Source organism: Amycolatopsis sp. NPDC051102 (assembly GCF_040682815.1).
Lineage (GTDB): Bacteria > Actinomycetota > Actinomycetes > Mycobacteriales > Pseudonocardiaceae > Amycolatopsis.
On record NZ_JBFBBT010000011.1, the window covers coordinates 14,822 to 29,616 of the forward strand.

The window sequence follows — 14,795 nt, forward strand, 5'->3', positions numbered from 1 at the left end:
GTACTTCCGGGTGGGCGCCGTTTCGTGTCTTTCCCGGGCTGAGAGGTGGCAGAGGTGGATTCGAGCTCGCTCAAGGGGCTGCTCGCCGAGCACGCGGAGCTGGAAACCCAGCTGGCGGACCCGGCGGTGCACGCCGACCAGGCGCGCGCCCGCAAGCTCGGCCGCCGCTACGCCGAGCTGACGCCGGTGGTGCGGGCCGTCCGCGAGCTGGACGCCGCCCGTGACGACCTCTCGGCCGCCAAGGAGATGGCCGCCGAGGACGCGGAGTTCGCCGCGGAGGCCGAGGAGCTGAGCGCGAAGATCCCGGAGCTGGAGTCGAAGCTCACCGAGCTGCTGCTGCCGCGCGACCCGTACGACGGCTCCGACGTCGTGATGGAGATCAAGTCCGGCGAGGGCGGCGAGGAGTCGGCGCTGTTCGCCGGCGACCTGCTGCGGATGTACCTGCGCTACGCCGAGCGCCACGGCTGGAAGGCGGAGGTGCTCGACTCGGTCGACTCCGACCTGGGCGGCTTCAAGGACGTGACGCTCTCGATCAAGACGAAGTCGGCGGTCGTCGACGGCGTCTGGTCCCGGCTGAAGTTCGAGGGCGGCGTGCACCGCGTCCAGCGCGTGCCGGCGACCGAGTCGCAGGGCCGCATCCACACGTCGGCGTCGGGGGTGCTCATCTACCCGGAGCCGGAGGAGGTCGAGGTCGAGATCGACCCGAACGACCTGCGCATCGACGTGTTCCGCTCGTCGGGCCCGGGCGGCCAGAGCGTCAACACGACCGACTCGGCGGTCCGGATCACTCACCTGCCGACCGGTATCGTCGTGTCTTGCCAGAACGAGAAGTCCCAGATCCAGAACCGCGCGCGGGCCCTGCAGGTGCTGCAGGCCCGGCTGCAGGCGATCGCGGAGGAGGAGGCGGCGGCCAAGGCGTCCGACGCCCGCCGTTCGCAGGTCCGCACGGTGGACCGCTCGGAGCGCGTCCGGACGTACAACTTCCCGGAGAACCGCATCTCGGACCACCGGGTGAACTACAAGGCGTACAACCTGGACCAGGTCCTGGACGGCGACCTCGACGGCGTCCTGGACGCCCTGGCGACGGCGGACCGGGAAGAGCGCCTGGCGTCCCAGTCCGGCTGAGCCGGACCGGGACGGCTCAGCCGGCCCAGAAGCCGGTGATGAAGCGGATGTAGATCGCGCCGCAGACCAGCGCGTTCGCGTACAGCACCACGTGCACCGCGCCGCGCAGCTGCGGGCGGCGTTCGCCGAACAGCACCAGCGCCACGTACATCACCAGGCACGGCAGCAGGTAGCGGTGCACCGACACGACGTTGCTGTTCATCGTCAGCATCACGATCGACGCGAAGCCGAACAGCGCCAGCGGGATGCCCTTCGCGCGCAGCGCCACCAGGACGTACACCGAGGACGCGAACAGCAGCACCAGGCCGATCATCGGCAGCACGTGGCTCATCAGCGTCCACGCGTCCATCGGGGTGTCGCCGAGCAGCGCGTGGCCGGTGATCTTGGCTTCGCCCCAGAGCGTCTCGAGGATGTTCGGGTTGAACTTGTGGTACGACCAGCTCTTCACGCCCTTCAGCGCGTTGAAGCTGGCGAACGCGTCGCCGGTCTGGAGCTTCATGTAGAGCAGCACGCCGCCGAGGCCGACGAAGGCCGCCGGGAACCACAGCAGGTTCCACGACAGCAGGCCGCGCAGCTTCCAGTCCTTCGACCGCCAGAACTCCAGGAAGCACAGGCCGACGAACGCCGCCGCGGTGATGCGGGAGGCCGTCAGCGGGATGAGCGTCAGGCCCATCCAGAGCCATTGGCGGCGCAGCGCGAACAGGTAGGCCCAGAAGCCCAGCGCGCAGAACACCGCTTCGCTGTAGAACGAGTGCAGGAAGAACGCGGCGGGCGCGGTGAGGAAGGCCGCGACGACCAGCCACGGGGCCCGCTCGCCTTCGAAGAAGTGGCGGCCGATCTTCAGCAGCGCGACCGCGGCCAGCCAGGTCGCCACCAGGTTGACCAGGAAGCCGGCGGCGAGCAGGCCGAGCGTGCCGAAGCTGATCGTCTGCACCAGCCAGACCAGGATCGGGAACACCGGGTAGAACGCCCGCGTCGGGGCGTAGCTGCCGGTGTAGGCGTGCACGGCGATCTCGCCGTAGTTGCCGGCGTCCCAGCGGTAGGTGTGGGCCAGCAGGCTCGCCGTCGAGCCGATGCCGGTCTTCGGGACGCCTTCGCTGGTCGGGCTGGACGGCCCGAACAGGTACGCGACGGCGATCAGCACCAGGTTCCAGGCCAGCACGACGGCGAAGACGCGGGCGTAGTCGCCGTTCAGCCACGCCCAGCGGCTGGGGCGGGCGGCTTCCGGACGCTCCGGCTCGGCCTGGCCGGCGACCCGGGACGGGACGGCCGTGCTAGTCATGGGAAACCTCCGGGACCGGCGTGCCGGCCGTCACCGGCCGCTGCCGGAAGACGACCTTGTTGTAGAGCAGATAGTTCCAGACCAGGCCGACCGCGATCCCGGCGAACTTCGGGACCAGCACGTGCACGCCGGGGAACGCCTTCGTCACGGCGAAGATGATCAGCGCCTGCACCACCCAGAGCCCGAACGCGGTGACGCCGAAGAACAGCACCGCCTGGCGGCGGACGTCGCCGTCCTTCGCGCGGAACGTGAAGTTGCGGTTCAGGGTGAAGCTGAGCAGCATGCCCGTGGTCGTCGAGGCGAAGTTCGCCGCGAACAGCGGGACGCCCACTGTCACCAGCAGCGCGTAGCCGAGAGCGTCGACGAGCGTGTTCGCCACCCCGACTATCCCGAAGCGCAGCTGGGTGGCCGTGATCATCTTCACCGGGTACCTCTTCCCGCGTCGGCATTCTCCGGCGCGGCGACCGGTTCGTCGGGACGGGTCCGTACCGACGCGACGCCGTAGAGCGGCCGGTTCTGGACTTGTGAATAAGTTCTGCCGATGTAACTTCCGAGGACGCCGAGCATGATGATCTGGATGCCGCCGAGGAAGAACATGGCGATGGTGATGAACGCCCAGCCGGGTACCGCGGTTTCGGGGGCGAAGAGTTTTACTGCGACGACGTAGAGCACGCCGATGAAGCTGAGCAGGGAAATCAGGTACCCCATGCGGGTGATCATGCGCAGGGGCGTGGTCGAGAAGCCGAGAATGCCGTCGGCGGCGAAGCGGAGCATTTTGCGCAGGGGATAGCCGGTGACACCGGCGTGGCGCTTGTCGCGGTCGAACAGGACGGCGGTCTGCTTGAACCCGATGTAGCTGACGAGGCCGCGCAGGAAGCGGTCGCGTTCGCGGTACTTGCGCAGCTCGTCGACGACCTTGCGGTCGATCAGGCGGAAGTCGCCGGTGTTCTTGGGGATGTCGACCGCGGCCATCTTCCGGAGCGACCAGTAGAAGGCTCCGGCGGTCAGCTTCTTGAACGCGGAGTCCTGGCGGGAGCGGCGCTGGGCGTAGACGACGTCGTAGCCCTCTTCCCACTTCTCGAGCAGCTCCAAGGCGACGCGGGGCGGGTCCTGCATGTCGCTGTCCATGATGATGACGGCGTCGGCGTCGACGAGGTCGAGCCCGGCGGTGACGGCCATCTGGTGCCCGAAGTTGCGGGAGAGCTCGATGACGGTGACGCGGGCGTCACGCTCGGCCAGCTCGGTGAGCTTGGCCAGGGAGCCGTCGCGGCTGCCGTCGTCGATGTACAGGAAGCTGAAGTCGTAGCGCCCGGCCAGCGGCGCCGTGACCTCGTCCACGGTCTTGTGCAGCAGGTCGATGTTCGCTTCCTCGTTGTAGATGGGGAAGACGAACGCCACCCGGCGGGTGGTCGGCTTGGTCGGCACTGCGGGACTCCCCGGAGTTTCGGTGCGGAACGGTCCGGGCGGCGCTCGATCAGGTGAAAATTCCCCCAGACCCGGTGCCCGGCATCCTAGGAGATGGAATCGGGTGCCTCGCCGCGAGACCCGGTTAACCGGTGTGCGCACCCGGTTGCCGGGCGACCAGCCAGCACAGGCAGAACGGATGACCGGCCGGATCGGCGTACACCTGGAAATCGTCGCCGGCGGTGTTTCCGGCGGCCGGTTTGAGCACCGTGGCGCCGAGGGAAACGACGTGTTCGTGCGCTTCGGCGAAGTTCTCGACCCACAGGTCGAGGTGCACCTGTTGCTGCGCCGGGCCGTCCGGCCACTGCGGCCGCGTGTGGTCCGGGGCCAGCTGCACGCCGATCCGCGGCGCCCCGTCGACCAGCACCGTGTGCCAGTCGCCGTCCTCGTCCACCTGCCCGCCGAGGACCCCGGCCCAGAAGCGGCTCTCGGCCGCGAGATCGGCGGCGTCGAACGTGACGACCTGGTGCATGATCCGCATCACCGGAGCACCGGCCTCTGCGGCTCGCGGAACGCGTCGAAGACCTCGGTCATGGGTTCCTCCTCGGTTTCGTCTTCGACCGGCGGGGCCGGTCGAGGCAGCAGGCTCAGAGCCGCGAACGCGAAGGCCAGGCACGTCGGGAACAGCGTCAGGAGCTGGTGCTTCACGCCCTCGACGCCTTCGCCGAGCGCCGACAGCCCGAACTGGCCCACCGCGAACAGCAGCAGGAAGAACACCCCGACCCCGTACTCACGCGCGCGGCGGCGGAACGCGCGGATCCCGGCCCACGCGACGAGCAGCCAGACCGGGACCAGCACGAACAGCCCCAGCGGCGCCGCCAGCGCGGACAGCCCGGAGAACACCGGCACCCGGTACTCCTTGGCCATCGGCGGCAACCCGGACGTCGCGGAGAAGCTGCCCAGCCGCGCCGGGCGCGCCGTCAGCGTGTCCACCGCGCCCCGCTGCAGGATCTGCAGCGTCCGCGCCGGGTGGCCGAGGTAGTACTGCACCACGTTCCGGCGGCTGATCCGGTCCTGGTAGGTGCCGTAGTCCGCGTCGGTCCAGGGGTGCGCTTCCCACCAGCTCTTGCCGATGAACTGCTTCGCGCTCGGCGGCAGGCCCAGCGCGGCCAGGTCGGCGTCCGTGTCGTGCCGGCCGTCCACGATGCTGTCGAACACCACGTGGAACATGTTCGCTTCGCGGTACTCCGCGTTGGCCGGGTCGCCCTTCGACTGCACCAGCGCCGTCCCCGCGCCCACGACCACCAGCACGCCCAGCGGCAGCGCCCACCGCGCCCAGCCCCGCTGGCCCGGCGGCCGGACCAGCGCCAGCGCCAGGACGAACAGGGGGATCAGCAGCAGCGTCTGCGACTTCGCGTTGATGCCGATCAGCGCGCCCACCACGGTCAGCGCGGCGCCCCAGTACCGCCGCGCGCCCGTGCGGTGCATCAGCAGCAGCCCGCCCGCGGTCAGCAGCATCCCCAGGAAGCCCGCACCCTCGCTCAGCACCGACGCGAAGTAGCCGAAGAACGCCGAATCGGCCATCACGAGCAGCAGGAGCACGGCGGCGATGACGCGGTTGCGGACGCTCAGGTCCAGTGCCAGGACCGTCGCCGCGACGCCGACCGCGACCAGTACGCAGGTGATCGCGCCGAGGACCACCAGGTTGAGCTCCGTCGACACGCCGAGCACCTGGCCGAGCTTGCTCGCGAGCCAGTCGAGCCACGCCTGGCTGGAGATGTAGTCGCTCTTGCACGCCGAGCCCGGCCCGTAGCTGAAGTGGACGTAGTACTCGGACCTGACCTCCGGGTGCCGGCCGCCGAGGTGGCACAGCAGCCGCCAGCCGTCGCCGTTGTCGGCCATCCCGACCGGCCGGGGTACGAGGAACCGGACCAGCAGCACGCCCAGTGACAAGGCGAAGATGCCCAGGCCGAAGCGCAGTTCACGGGATCGCACCCGAAGCAGCGTACGAGATCACGCCGAGTCGGCAGGTGCTGCACCCGGCACCGGGCTCACCGGCCGGTGCCGGAACACGACGTAGTGGTAGAGGAGGTAGTTCCAGAACAGCCCGACGACGATCGCGGCGCCCTTCGGAACCAGCAGGTTGACGCCCGGGAACAGCCGGCCGACCAGCCAGATGACGGCGAACTGGATCACCCACAGCCCGAACGCGGTGACGCCGAAGAACAGCAGGGCCTGGCGGCGGACATCGCCGTCCTTCGCCCGGAATGTGAAATTGCGGTTCAGCGAGAAGGACAGCAGCATGCCCGCCGTCGTGGAGATCAGGTTGGCGACGAACGTGGGCAGGCCGAGGGTCACCAGCAACGCGTAGCCGAGGGCGTCGACCAGGGTGTTGCCGATCCCGACGATCCCGAAGCGCACCTGCGTGGCGGTGACGAGCCTCATCGGGCGGCGCTCCGGCGGTCCTCCGCGGGCTGGTCGATACCCGTGCGTACCGACGCGACGCCGTAGAGCGGCCGGTTCTGCACTTGTGAATAAGTTCTGCCGATGTAACTTCCGAGGACGCCGAGCATGATGATCTGGATGCCGCCGAGGAAGAACATGGCGATGGTGATGAACGCCCAGCCGGGAACGGCAGTTTCCGGCGCGAAAAGTTTCACGCCCACGACGTAGAGCACGCCGAGGAAGCTCAGCAACGAGATGAGATACCCCATCCGCGTGATCATCCGCAGCGGCGTGGTCGAGAAGCCCAGAATGCCGTCGGCGGCGAAGCGCAGCATCTTCGTCAGCGGGTAGCCGGTCACGCCCGCATGGCGCTTGTCGCGGTCGAACAGGACGGCGGTCTGCTTGAACCCGATGTAGCTGACGAGGCCGCGCAAGAAGCGGTCGCGTTCGCGGTACTTGCGCAGCTCGTCGACCACTTTGCGGTCGATCAGCCGGAAGTCGCCGGTGTTCTTCGGAATGTCGACCGCGGCCATTCTCCGCAGGAACCAGTAGAACGCGGTCGCGGTGAACCGCTTGAACGGCGAGTCCTGACGCGACCGGCGCTGGGCGTAGACGACGTCGTAGCCCTCTTCCCACTTCTCGAGCAGCTCCAAGGCGACCCGCGGCGGGTCCTGCATGTCGCTGTCCATGATGATGACGGCGTCCGCGTCGACCAGGTCGAGCCCGGCCGTGACGGCCATCTGGTGCCCGAAGTTGCGGGAGAGCTCGATGACGGTGACCCGCTGGTCGCGGGAGCTGAGCTCGGTGAGTTTCGCCAGTGAGCCGTCACGGCTGCCGTCGTCGACGTAGAGGAAGCTGAAGTCGTAGCGCCCGGCCAGTGGCGCGGTGACCTCGTCGACGGTCTTGTGCAGCAGGTCGATGTTCGCTTCCTCGTTGTAGATGGGGAAGACGAACGCGACCCGGTGGCGCGTGGTCGGCTCGGTCGGCACTGGCGCTCCCGGAGGTCGGCGTCGAGGGCATCCTGGGGACCGGCGAAGACATCGGCCGGGCCGGAGTGGACGGCCACCGCGCCCGCCCCCGCCAGGATATACGCGCCGAATCGCGCCACGGCGGTGCCGAGTCGCGAGGGTGCCTCGATACGCTGGACGGCGTAGGACCGGCGCGTGTCCTCACGGGGGAGTTCCGCCTGGTGTGCCAGGCTTGACGAGGTGAAGGACGACGAGTGAATCGGCAGCCGCTGCGCCTGGCCATCATCGAGGCCACCCGGATCCTCGAGCGGGCGGGCGTCGCCTCGCCGCGGTTCGACGCCGAGGTGATCGCCGCGCACGTGCTCGGGGTCGAACGCGGCCGGCTGCCGATGGTGCCGCTGGTCGACCCGCCGGTCATCGAGGCCATCGGCCAGCTCGTCCAGCAGCGCGCGAAGCGCATCCCGCTGCAGTACCTGACAGGCTGGGCCGCGCTGGGGGAGATCACGGTAGCGGTCGGCGCGGGCGTGTTCGTACCGCGCCCGGAGACGGAACTGCTGCTCGAGTGGGGCGTCAAGTTCCTCCAGGGCCGCGAGTTCCCGGTGGTGGTGGACCTGTGCACGGGCTCGGGCGCGCTGGCACTGGCGGTGGCCCACGCGCGCCCGGACGCGGTGGTCTACGCGGTGGACATCGACCCGCAGGCACTGGCCTGGGCCCGCCACAACGCGGACGTCCACGCGGACGCCGGCAACACCCCGATCCGCCTGTACTCGGGCGACATCGGCGACCCGACGATGTTCGCCGAGCTCGACGGCCTGGTGGACCTGGTGCTGTGCAACCCACCGTACGTCCCGGAGGGCACCCCGGTACCACCGGAAGTCGCGGAGCACGACCCACCGAGAGCGGTGTTCGCGGAGGAGAGCGGCCTGGCGGTGATCCGCCACGCGATAGCGGCCGGAGCGCGCCTGCTGCGCCCGGGAGGCGGCCTGGCCATCGAGCACGACGACACGCACGGTTCGGCGGTCCCGGCACTGGTAAGGGCCCGAAGGGTCCTGACGGGAGTCGAGGACCACGCGGACCTGACGGGCCGGGCCCGGTTCGTCACTGCGCGCCGGCTGGGCTGAGCGGGCGGGCCGGCAGCCCTTGTGGGGCTGAGCAGCCGCCCCGGAGGCCACCGAGCATCCCCCGCCACTCCCAGGGGGGCGTCCCCAGGTCCAGTTTATCGGCCCCCTCCGACGAAAAGCGGGAAAAGCCCCCGCCGGGGACGAGTTGTCCACATGTCGTGCAGGCTGTGGACAACCAGACGGTCCGGAGGGAACCCGCCGTGGCAGGCGCCCTCCGGACCACCCGCTAGAAGCCGAACGCCGTGCAGCTCGCCGTCGCCGTCTTCGATGGGTCGCTCAGCGATGTTGCCGTCAGCTTCACCCTTGCCGCCAGGTCGCCGCCCGCGCCGCGCTTTGCGTACGCCGGGACCTTCACGTGGCCGCCGAACTTTGCCGTTGCCAGCTCGTTCGGCAGGCGGACCTCCCAGCCTCGGGCGTCCGTCGACACGCTCAGCCGGTACGTGTCGCTGTCGTACGGTGCCTGCGCTCCGCGCGCCGCGCCCGTGTTGAGCAGGCCGAAGTCGCACGTGGCCAGGCCGCCGCGGGCGAACGCCGGCAGGGCCGGGGTCAGTGCCGCGCCGCGGAGCTGGTTGCCCGCGCCGTCCAGGGAGGCCACCGTCACCGTGTACGACAGGATGCCGTGGCGGTCGCGGGCCACATCCGTGATCAAGAACCGCAGGCGGTTGGCTTGGTCCGTGTACTCGTACGGGCTGGCCGCCTCCGTGCCCGCCTTGAACAGGGCGTCGTTGAGCTGCCGGTAGTCGCCGATGGTGATCTTCACCGGGGTGCCGTCCGGCTTCGTGTAGTCGGTGATGTCGATGTCCTGCGGGTTCGCGTCGATCACCCAGTCGAACGGGGCGTCGTCCTTGTTCTTCGTCTTCGTGATCAGCACGCCGGAGTCGGGCGCGAAGGAGTCCGAGCCCATCCGGTCGACGACCTCGACCGTGTAGTTGTCGTAGCCGCCGCCGTCGCAGAACGGGTCCTTCGACCGGTCGCACTTCGGTGCCTTGTCCCCGCCGGTGAGCTTGATGTTCAGGCCGGTGAACGCCCCCGGCTGCGCTTCCGTCTCGCGGGCCGTCAGCCGCGCCGACACCGGGCCGGTCGACGCCAGCTGGTTGCGGTCCAGCTGCAGGACGTCGGCGGTGTCGACGATGCCGAGCTTCAGCTTGTTGCGCAGCTGGTGCTGGGCACCCATCGAACTGCCCTGCGTCGCCGGGATCTGCCAGCGCGTGTGCGGGCCGCCGGGCCCGTTGAACGTGCCGCGCGACAGCATGTCCCACGGCCCGCTGTAACTGCGCGACGGCGGGACGCCGAACGGATTGTTGTAGTTGTCGCCGATGCCCAGGATGTGGCTGAACTCGTGGGCGTAGGTCGACTGCCCGGAGCTCTCCGCCTGCACCGAGCTGCCGTCCTGGGCGTTCGGCCAGATGCTGGCGGCCGACGCCCACGACGTCCACGGCACGTACCGCGTCGCCGCGTAGTTGGGCAGGTCGTGGTTCGGCGGGCCGAAGCTGTCGGGCACGTTCTCCTTCGTGCCGAACTTCATCTCGCCGAACTCCTGCCAGGTCGAGCTCTCGTCCTGGCCGGCGGACAGGTAGAAGACGAAGTCGAACTGCTTCGCGGTGTCGCCGACGTCGGCGCGCCAGGCGTCGCCGGCGTCCTTGCGGAGGTCACGAGTGCAGTTCGCGCTGGGCGGGCAGGCGCTCGGCTGGAACTCCATGCCGTACTCATAGGACTTGCCGGGCATCCGGTACGGCCCGAACGCGGTCAGCTGCACGCCGAACCGGCCGCCGGAGTCCTCCATCCAGTACTCGTTGATCGTGTGGCCGTTGTTGAGGGCCTCGGGCTTGTTGAGGAAGTCCTGGTAGTACTGCGCGACCTGCGCCCGCGGGATGTTCGCGGCCGTCGGTGCCGGGTTGCCGAAGACGGTCGAGCGGGCCGGCTTGGTGACGACGAAGTCTTGGTCCGGGTAGTCGGCGAGGACGACGGCGCCCTTGAAGGTGCGCTGGGTCGGTTTCAGGTTCGGGTCAGCCCAGTTCGTGCCGGGGATCTTGCGGTAGTCGGACCAGGTCATGTGGTCCTGGTTCTCCCAGTGCGCGGCGTCGATCGGGGCGGGCCAGCCACGGGTGAGCGGCTCCGCCGCGGCCGTGCCCGCGCCGAGCCCGCTCAGGACGGCGACCGCGGCGAGCAGGGCGAGCGCTTTCGGGGTTCTGGGGCGCATCTGCGGCTCCTTCGCTGGGAACCAACGGGGGTTGGTGGTTCCCGAAGATCGACCGTATTGAGCCGGGCTGTCCCGCTTCCGTCTCGCGGCGAGGTTTACCCGCTTGCCGCACGACGAAAGTCTGGCCCCTCGCCGCTGCAACGGCGGTGCCCCGGACAGCGGCGGTCTGCGCGCCAGAGCATCCAAGTTGCGCCCGGAGTTGCACGGAGGGTTTCTCTATCGGCGATAGGGAGATGTCGTCGCTGCGACCGGTGCGGCGCGCTGTGTCTCTCTATCGGTGATTGAGAGACGTCCTGGCTGTCGTCCGCGGTGCAGTGGGTTGCGTGCTGGCGGACTCTATCGGTGATCGGGCGATGTCGCGGCTGTCTGCGCTGCGGCCGGAGCTGCGCGCAGTGCGTTTCCCTATCACTGATCGAGAGATGTCCTCGCTGCAGACCTCCCGCCGGTGTGACGCGGCGAACGGCGCCGCAACCGGCCGGACTACCCTTGGCGCCCATGAGCGTGGTCTACGACTGCAGCAAGCGGGAGACCCGGGCCGACGGGCTGGCCGCCGCGGCCGGGGCCGTCCGGTCGAGCCGGCTGGTCGTCCTGCCGACCGACACCGTCTACGGCATCGGTGCCGACGCCTTCGACGCCGGCGCCGTCCAGGCGCTGCTGCGCGCCAAGAACCGTGGGCCGGACATGCCGGTCGGCGTGCTCGTCGGCTCCTGGTCCACTGTGGACGGGCTGGTGCTCGGGGTGCCGCCGCAGGCGCGTGCGCTCATCGAAGCCTTCTGGCCCGGCGACCTGTCCATCGTGCTGCCGCACGCGCCGAGCCTGCAGTGGAACCTCGGCGATGCCCGCGGCACCGTGATGCTCCGGATGCCGCTGCACCCCGTGGCCCTCGAACTGCTGCGTGACGTCGGCCCGATGGCCGTCTCCAGCGCGAACGTCTCCGGGCGGCCGCCCGCCAGCACCGCGCAGGAAGCCCAGGAACAGCTCGGCGACTCGGTCGCGGTGTACCTCGACGGTGGCTCGAGCGGCGAGGCCGTCGCGTCGAGCATCGTGGACCTCACCGGCACCGAACCGGTCGTGCTGCGCGAGGGCGCGGTGGGCAAGGATGCCATCGCGGAGGTGCTCGGTGTGCCCGCGGAATCGTTGGCCTGAAGCCGGATCACGGCGAGAACCGCGGCACGATAGCGTGTCGCGGGTGACCCCGACCCCGCGAGCGTGACGTCCCCGTGCCGCCCACTTCCGGTCTCCTCCCCATCCGGGAATACATTCTCGTCGCGCTGACCGCGACGGCCGTGACCTACCTGCTCACCGGTGTCGTGCGCCGGATCGCGATCCGCGTCGGCGCGATCGCCAACCCCCGTGCGCGCGACGTCCACGTCGCCCCGATCCCGCGGATGGGCGGGGTCGGCATCTACCTCGGCGTCGCCGCCGCGATGGGCCTGGCCCACCAGCTGCCCGCGCTGTCGCACGGCTTCGATGCCTCCTTCGACTCCGTCGGCGTGCTGCTGGCGGCCGGTGTCATTTCCCTGATCGGCGCGCTCGACGACCGGTTCGAGCTGGACGCCTGGACGAAGCTCGCCGGCCAGGTCATGTGCGCCGGGATCCTGGTCATCTTCGGTGTGCAGTGGGTGTCGTTCTGGGTGCCGTGGGGCGGCACCGGCGGCTCGTTCGGCTCGGTGCTGGTGCTCGACAAGAACCAGGGCGCGCTGCTCACCGTCGTGATGGTCGTGGTGATGGTCAACGCGATGAACTTCGTCGACGGCCTCGACGGGCTGGCCGGCGGCCTCGGGTTCATCGCCGCCGCCGCGACCTGCGCGTTCTCGCTCGGCCTGCTCGACAGCTCCGGCGGGGACGTCGGCACCTACCCGCCCGCGCTGATCGCGGCCACCCTCGCCGGCGCCTGTCTGGGTTTCCTGCCGTACAACTTCCAACCAGCGAAGATCTTCATGGGCGACTCCGGCTCGATGATGATCGGCCTGATGCTCGCCGGCGCGACGACGTCGGCGTCCGGGCGCGTGCCGTACCCGCAGTTCAGCGGCAAGGACGCGATCGCGCTGCTCTCGCCGCTGGTGGTCGTCGCGGCGGTGCTGTTCGTGCCGATGCTGGACCTGATCATGGCGGTCGTCCGGCGGACCCGGCGCGGCGAAAGCCCGTTCGCGGCCGACAAGATGCACCTGCACCACCGGCTGCTGGAGATCGGCCACTCGCAGCGGCGCGCGGTCCTGCTGATCTACCTGTGGGCCGGGATCCTCGCCTTCGGCGCGGTGTCGGTGACGCTGTTCGACGACGCCGCGGCGCTCTGGATCATCGGGATCGGGCTGGTGTTCGCGGTGGTCGTTTCGATCGTCCCGCGGCTGCGCTCGCGCAACCAGCCCGGAACCTGACCAGCGGTGTTCTCTACACTCGGTGGCGAACCGAGCAGGGAGCCAGTGTGAGCGAAACCGAAACGCCCGAGCAGGAGAACCCGCACGCCAAGGTGGTGCTGCAGGCCGCCCGCGCGATGACGAAGGCTTCGCTGCTGGTGACGCCGCCCGCGGTGATCGTCTGCATCGCGTTGTTCAGCATCCTGAACGGCCTGCCGGGGTTCCTGGGCTCGCTGGTCGGCGGCGTGCTCGCGATGCTGGCGTCGCTGTCGACGCTGGGCATGATGAAGTTCAGCGCCGGCCAGGATCCGATGTTCGTGATGGTCATCGCGCTCGGCGGTTACGTCGTGAAGGTCGTCCTGCTCTTCGGGGCGCTGACCCTGCTGAAGGGCGTCACCGCGCTGCACCCGATGTCGCTCGGCATCACGATGATCGTGGCCATCCTGCTCGCCGCCGCGGCCGAGTTCGCCGCCTTCCGCAAGACGAAGATCCCGACGATCATCCCGTCCTGACGCTGTCCGTTTTGCCGCGGACTTCCGTTACTCTTCGTGCACGTGCCTGCGGCCGCATGAGTGTGACCGGCGCCACAAAAGTGCGCTTTCGTGCGCGCTGCGGACAGTGACCGGGACCTCCCGCCTGCGGTGATCCGGAGCCGGTCCCGGCCCGCGCCGGACCTGGGTCCCGGGTCGACCCGGGACCTAAGTCCTGGGCTGATCGGTGGGGATGGAGTACGGCTGTACGGCACCGATTGACCTGCTGGTATGGTCCGCGTCAAGGGTGGCGGCCTCGGCCGCACGCTCCCTAAGACGAACCGCGATCAGCAGTGTGGCGACCGTGTAGTTCCGCCTCTTCCGCCGCTGGTCCGAAGTAGGCCGCAGGGCAGTGTTCACGCGAGAACCCCCGTGTGCAGAACGTGAAGTCGTGTTCTGCGAACTGTGGGGTAGCCGCCTCCGACGTCCCGATACGTATCGGGTACGTTAAGTCCAGATCGTGACGATTCCCCCGGCGGAGTGAACGCCGGCCGGGAGAACCGGAAGGAGCCCAGTGGGCGCGCTGGTACTGACCGAGGGTGGCACTTTCACGCCCCCCGGTGTGGCGGACTTCAACCTGCCGCCTCTTTTCGGCTCCGGGTACTGGGGCAGCTTCACCAAGCCGATGCTGCTCGTGGTGATCTCGCTGGTCATCATCATCGCCTACTTCGTGCTGGCGTCCCGGAAGCTGAAGGTCGTCCCCGGCAAGTCGCAGTTCATCGCGGAGTCGGTCTACAACTTCGGCCGCAACAACATCGCGCGGGAGCAGATCGGCTCGAAGGACTTCAAGCCGTTCCTCCCGCTGATCCTCGGCCTGTTCACTTTCGTACTGGTGAACAACCTGTTCGGGATCATCCCGTTCTTCCAGTTCCCGACGATGGCGCGGATCGGGTTCCCGCTCGCGCTTTCGGTGCTGGTCGTCTACCCGGTCTACCACTACGTCGGCTTCAAGCGCTACGGCTTCAAGGGCTACCTGAAGAAGGAGCTCGCGCCGGCCGGAGTCCCGGGCTTCGTGTTGCCGCTGTTCTCGACGATCGAGTTCGCGCAGAAGTTCTTCATCGCGCCGGCCACGCTCGCCATCCGAGTGTTCGCCGCGATGTTCGCCGGTCACCTCATCATCATGGTGTTCACCCTCGGGGGCAGCTTCCTGCTGACCGAGACCGACGGAATCGGGCTGAAGCTCGTTTCGCCGGTGGCGTTCATCTTCGCGATCCTGATGACTTTCCTCGAGGCCTTCATCCAGGTGCTGCAGGCCTACATCTTCGCCCTGCTGTCGGCCGGGTACATCGGCGCCGCGCTGGCGTCGGAGCACTGAGAACACAAGCCCCCGATCCACGCGAGCGCGTGGACCGAAGTGAAGGGA

14 protein-coding genes are annotated in these 14,795 nt (G+C 69.1%); 6 read left to right on the forward strand and 8 right to left on the reverse strand.

Annotation, left to right across the window (positions count from 1 at the left end):
* The first annotated feature begins 54 nt into the window (after positions 1-54).
* Positions 55-1,125, forward strand: a complete 1,071-nt coding sequence (gene prfA / locus AB0M93_RS27890) for a peptide chain release factor 1 (RefSeq protein ID WP_364278078.1) — start codon at positions 55-57, stop codon at positions 1,123-1,125.
* A 16-nt stretch (positions 1,126-1,141) separates the two neighbouring features.
* On the opposite strand, the gene AB0M93_RS27895 is transcribed toward prfA, so the two are convergent.
* From AB0M93_RS27895 to AB0M93_RS27925, 7 genes are all read right to left on the reverse strand, one after another.
* Entirely contained in the window at positions 1,142-2,407 is a 1,266-nt protein-coding gene (locus AB0M93_RS27895) for a mannosyltransferase family protein (RefSeq protein ID WP_364278081.1), read from the reverse strand.
* Complete coding sequence (locus AB0M93_RS27900; protein WP_364278084.1) at positions 2,400-2,831, reverse strand: GtrA family protein; 432 nt, start codon at positions 2,829-2,831, stop codon at positions 2,400-2,402. The genes AB0M93_RS27895 and AB0M93_RS27900 overlap by 8 nt, the downstream gene beginning before the upstream one ends.
* Positions 2,828-3,832, reverse strand: coding sequence for a glycosyltransferase (locus tag AB0M93_RS27905; RefSeq protein ID WP_364278087.1), 1,005 nt, complete (start codon positions 3,830-3,832; stop codon positions 2,828-2,830). Before AB0M93_RS27905 ends, AB0M93_RS27900 begins: the two co-directional genes overlap by 4 nt.
* A 124-nt stretch (positions 3,833-3,956) precedes the next feature.
* On the reverse strand, positions 3,957-4,352 hold the full coding sequence (locus AB0M93_RS27910) for a VOC family protein (RefSeq protein WP_364278090.1): 396 nt from the start codon (positions 4,350-4,352) through the stop codon (positions 3,957-3,959).
* Entirely contained in the window at positions 4,352-5,806 is a 1,455-nt protein-coding gene (locus tag AB0M93_RS27915; protein WP_364278093.1) for a hypothetical protein, read from the reverse strand. Before AB0M93_RS27915 ends, AB0M93_RS27910 begins: the two co-directional genes overlap by 1 nt.
* An 18-nt stretch (positions 5,807-5,824) precedes the next feature.
* Positions 5,825-6,256 carry a GtrA family protein gene (locus AB0M93_RS27920; protein WP_364278096.1) on the reverse strand — a complete coding sequence of 144 codons (432 nt, stop codon included), beginning with the start codon at positions 6,254-6,256 and terminating at the stop codon, positions 5,825-5,827.
* Complete coding sequence (locus AB0M93_RS27925; protein ID WP_364278099.1) at positions 6,253-7,245, reverse strand: glycosyltransferase; 993 nt, start codon at positions 7,243-7,245, stop codon at positions 6,253-6,255. Before AB0M93_RS27925 ends, AB0M93_RS27920 begins: the two co-directional genes overlap by 4 nt.
* A gap of 233 nt (positions 7,246-7,478) precedes the next feature.
* On the opposite strand from AB0M93_RS27925, the gene prmC reads away from it, so the two are divergent.
* A complete protein-coding gene (gene prmC, locus AB0M93_RS27930; RefSeq protein WP_364278103.1) occupies positions 7,479-8,345 on the forward strand; it encodes a peptide chain release factor N(5)-glutamine methyltransferase in 867 nt (288 codons plus the stop codon).
* A 226-nt stretch (positions 8,346-8,571) separates the two neighbouring features.
* Here the strand turns inward: prmC and AB0M93_RS27935 are convergent, their stop codons facing one another.
* Positions 8,572-10,545 (reverse strand): M6 family metalloprotease domain-containing protein, encoded by a 1,974-nt coding sequence (locus AB0M93_RS27935; protein ID WP_364278105.1) that lies wholly within the window; start codon positions 10,543-10,545, stop codon positions 8,572-8,574.
* Positions 10,546-11,040: 495 nt separating this feature from the next.
* On the opposite strand from AB0M93_RS27935, the gene AB0M93_RS27940 reads away from it, so the two are divergent.
* The 4 genes from AB0M93_RS27940 (at position 11,041) to atpB (ending at position 14,747) form a co-directional block, all read left to right on the forward strand.
* Positions 11,041-11,691 (forward strand): L-threonylcarbamoyladenylate synthase, encoded by a 651-nt coding sequence (locus AB0M93_RS27940; RefSeq protein WP_364278108.1) that lies wholly within the window; start codon positions 11,041-11,043, stop codon positions 11,689-11,691.
* A 74-nt stretch (positions 11,692-11,765) separates the two neighbouring features.
* Entirely contained in the window at positions 11,766-12,923 is a 1,158-nt protein-coding gene (locus AB0M93_RS27945) for an MraY family glycosyltransferase (RefSeq protein ID WP_364278111.1), read from the forward strand.
* Between the two features lie 47 nt (positions 12,924-12,970).
* Positions 12,971-13,414: a hypothetical protein gene (locus tag AB0M93_RS27950; RefSeq protein ID WP_003102679.1), complete on the forward strand. Its 444-nt coding sequence runs from the start codon at positions 12,971-12,973 to the stop codon at positions 13,412-13,414.
* A gap of 532 nt (positions 13,415-13,946) precedes the next feature.
* Positions 13,947-14,747 carry a F0F1 ATP synthase subunit A gene (atpB, locus tag AB0M93_RS27955; protein ID WP_364278115.1) on the forward strand — a complete coding sequence of 267 codons (801 nt, stop codon included), beginning with the start codon at positions 13,947-13,949 and terminating at the stop codon, positions 14,745-14,747.
* The last annotated feature ends 48 nt before the right edge of the window (positions 14,748-14,795 follow it).

Coding starts and splice junctions, on each gene's coding strand:
- AB0M93_RS27895 (WP_364278081.1), bottom strand. CDS start 2,407: ATGACTAGCACGGCCGTCCCGTCCCGGGTCGCCGGCCAGGCCGAGCCG.
- AB0M93_RS27910 (WP_364278090.1), bottom strand. CDS start 4,352: ATGCGGATCATGCACCAGGTCGTCACGTTCGACGCCGCCGATCTCGCG.
- AB0M93_RS27920 (WP_364278096.1), bottom strand. CDS start 6,256: ATGAGGCTCGTCACCGCCACGCAGGTGCGCTTCGGGATCGTCGGGATC.
- AB0M93_RS27935 (WP_364278105.1), bottom strand. CDS start 10,545: ATGCGCCCCAGAACCCCGAAAGCGCTCGCCCTGCTCGCCGCGGTCGCC.
- AB0M93_RS27940 (WP_364278108.1), top strand. CDS start 11,041: ATGAGCGTGGTCTACGACTGCAGCAAGCGGGAGACCCGGGCCGACGGG.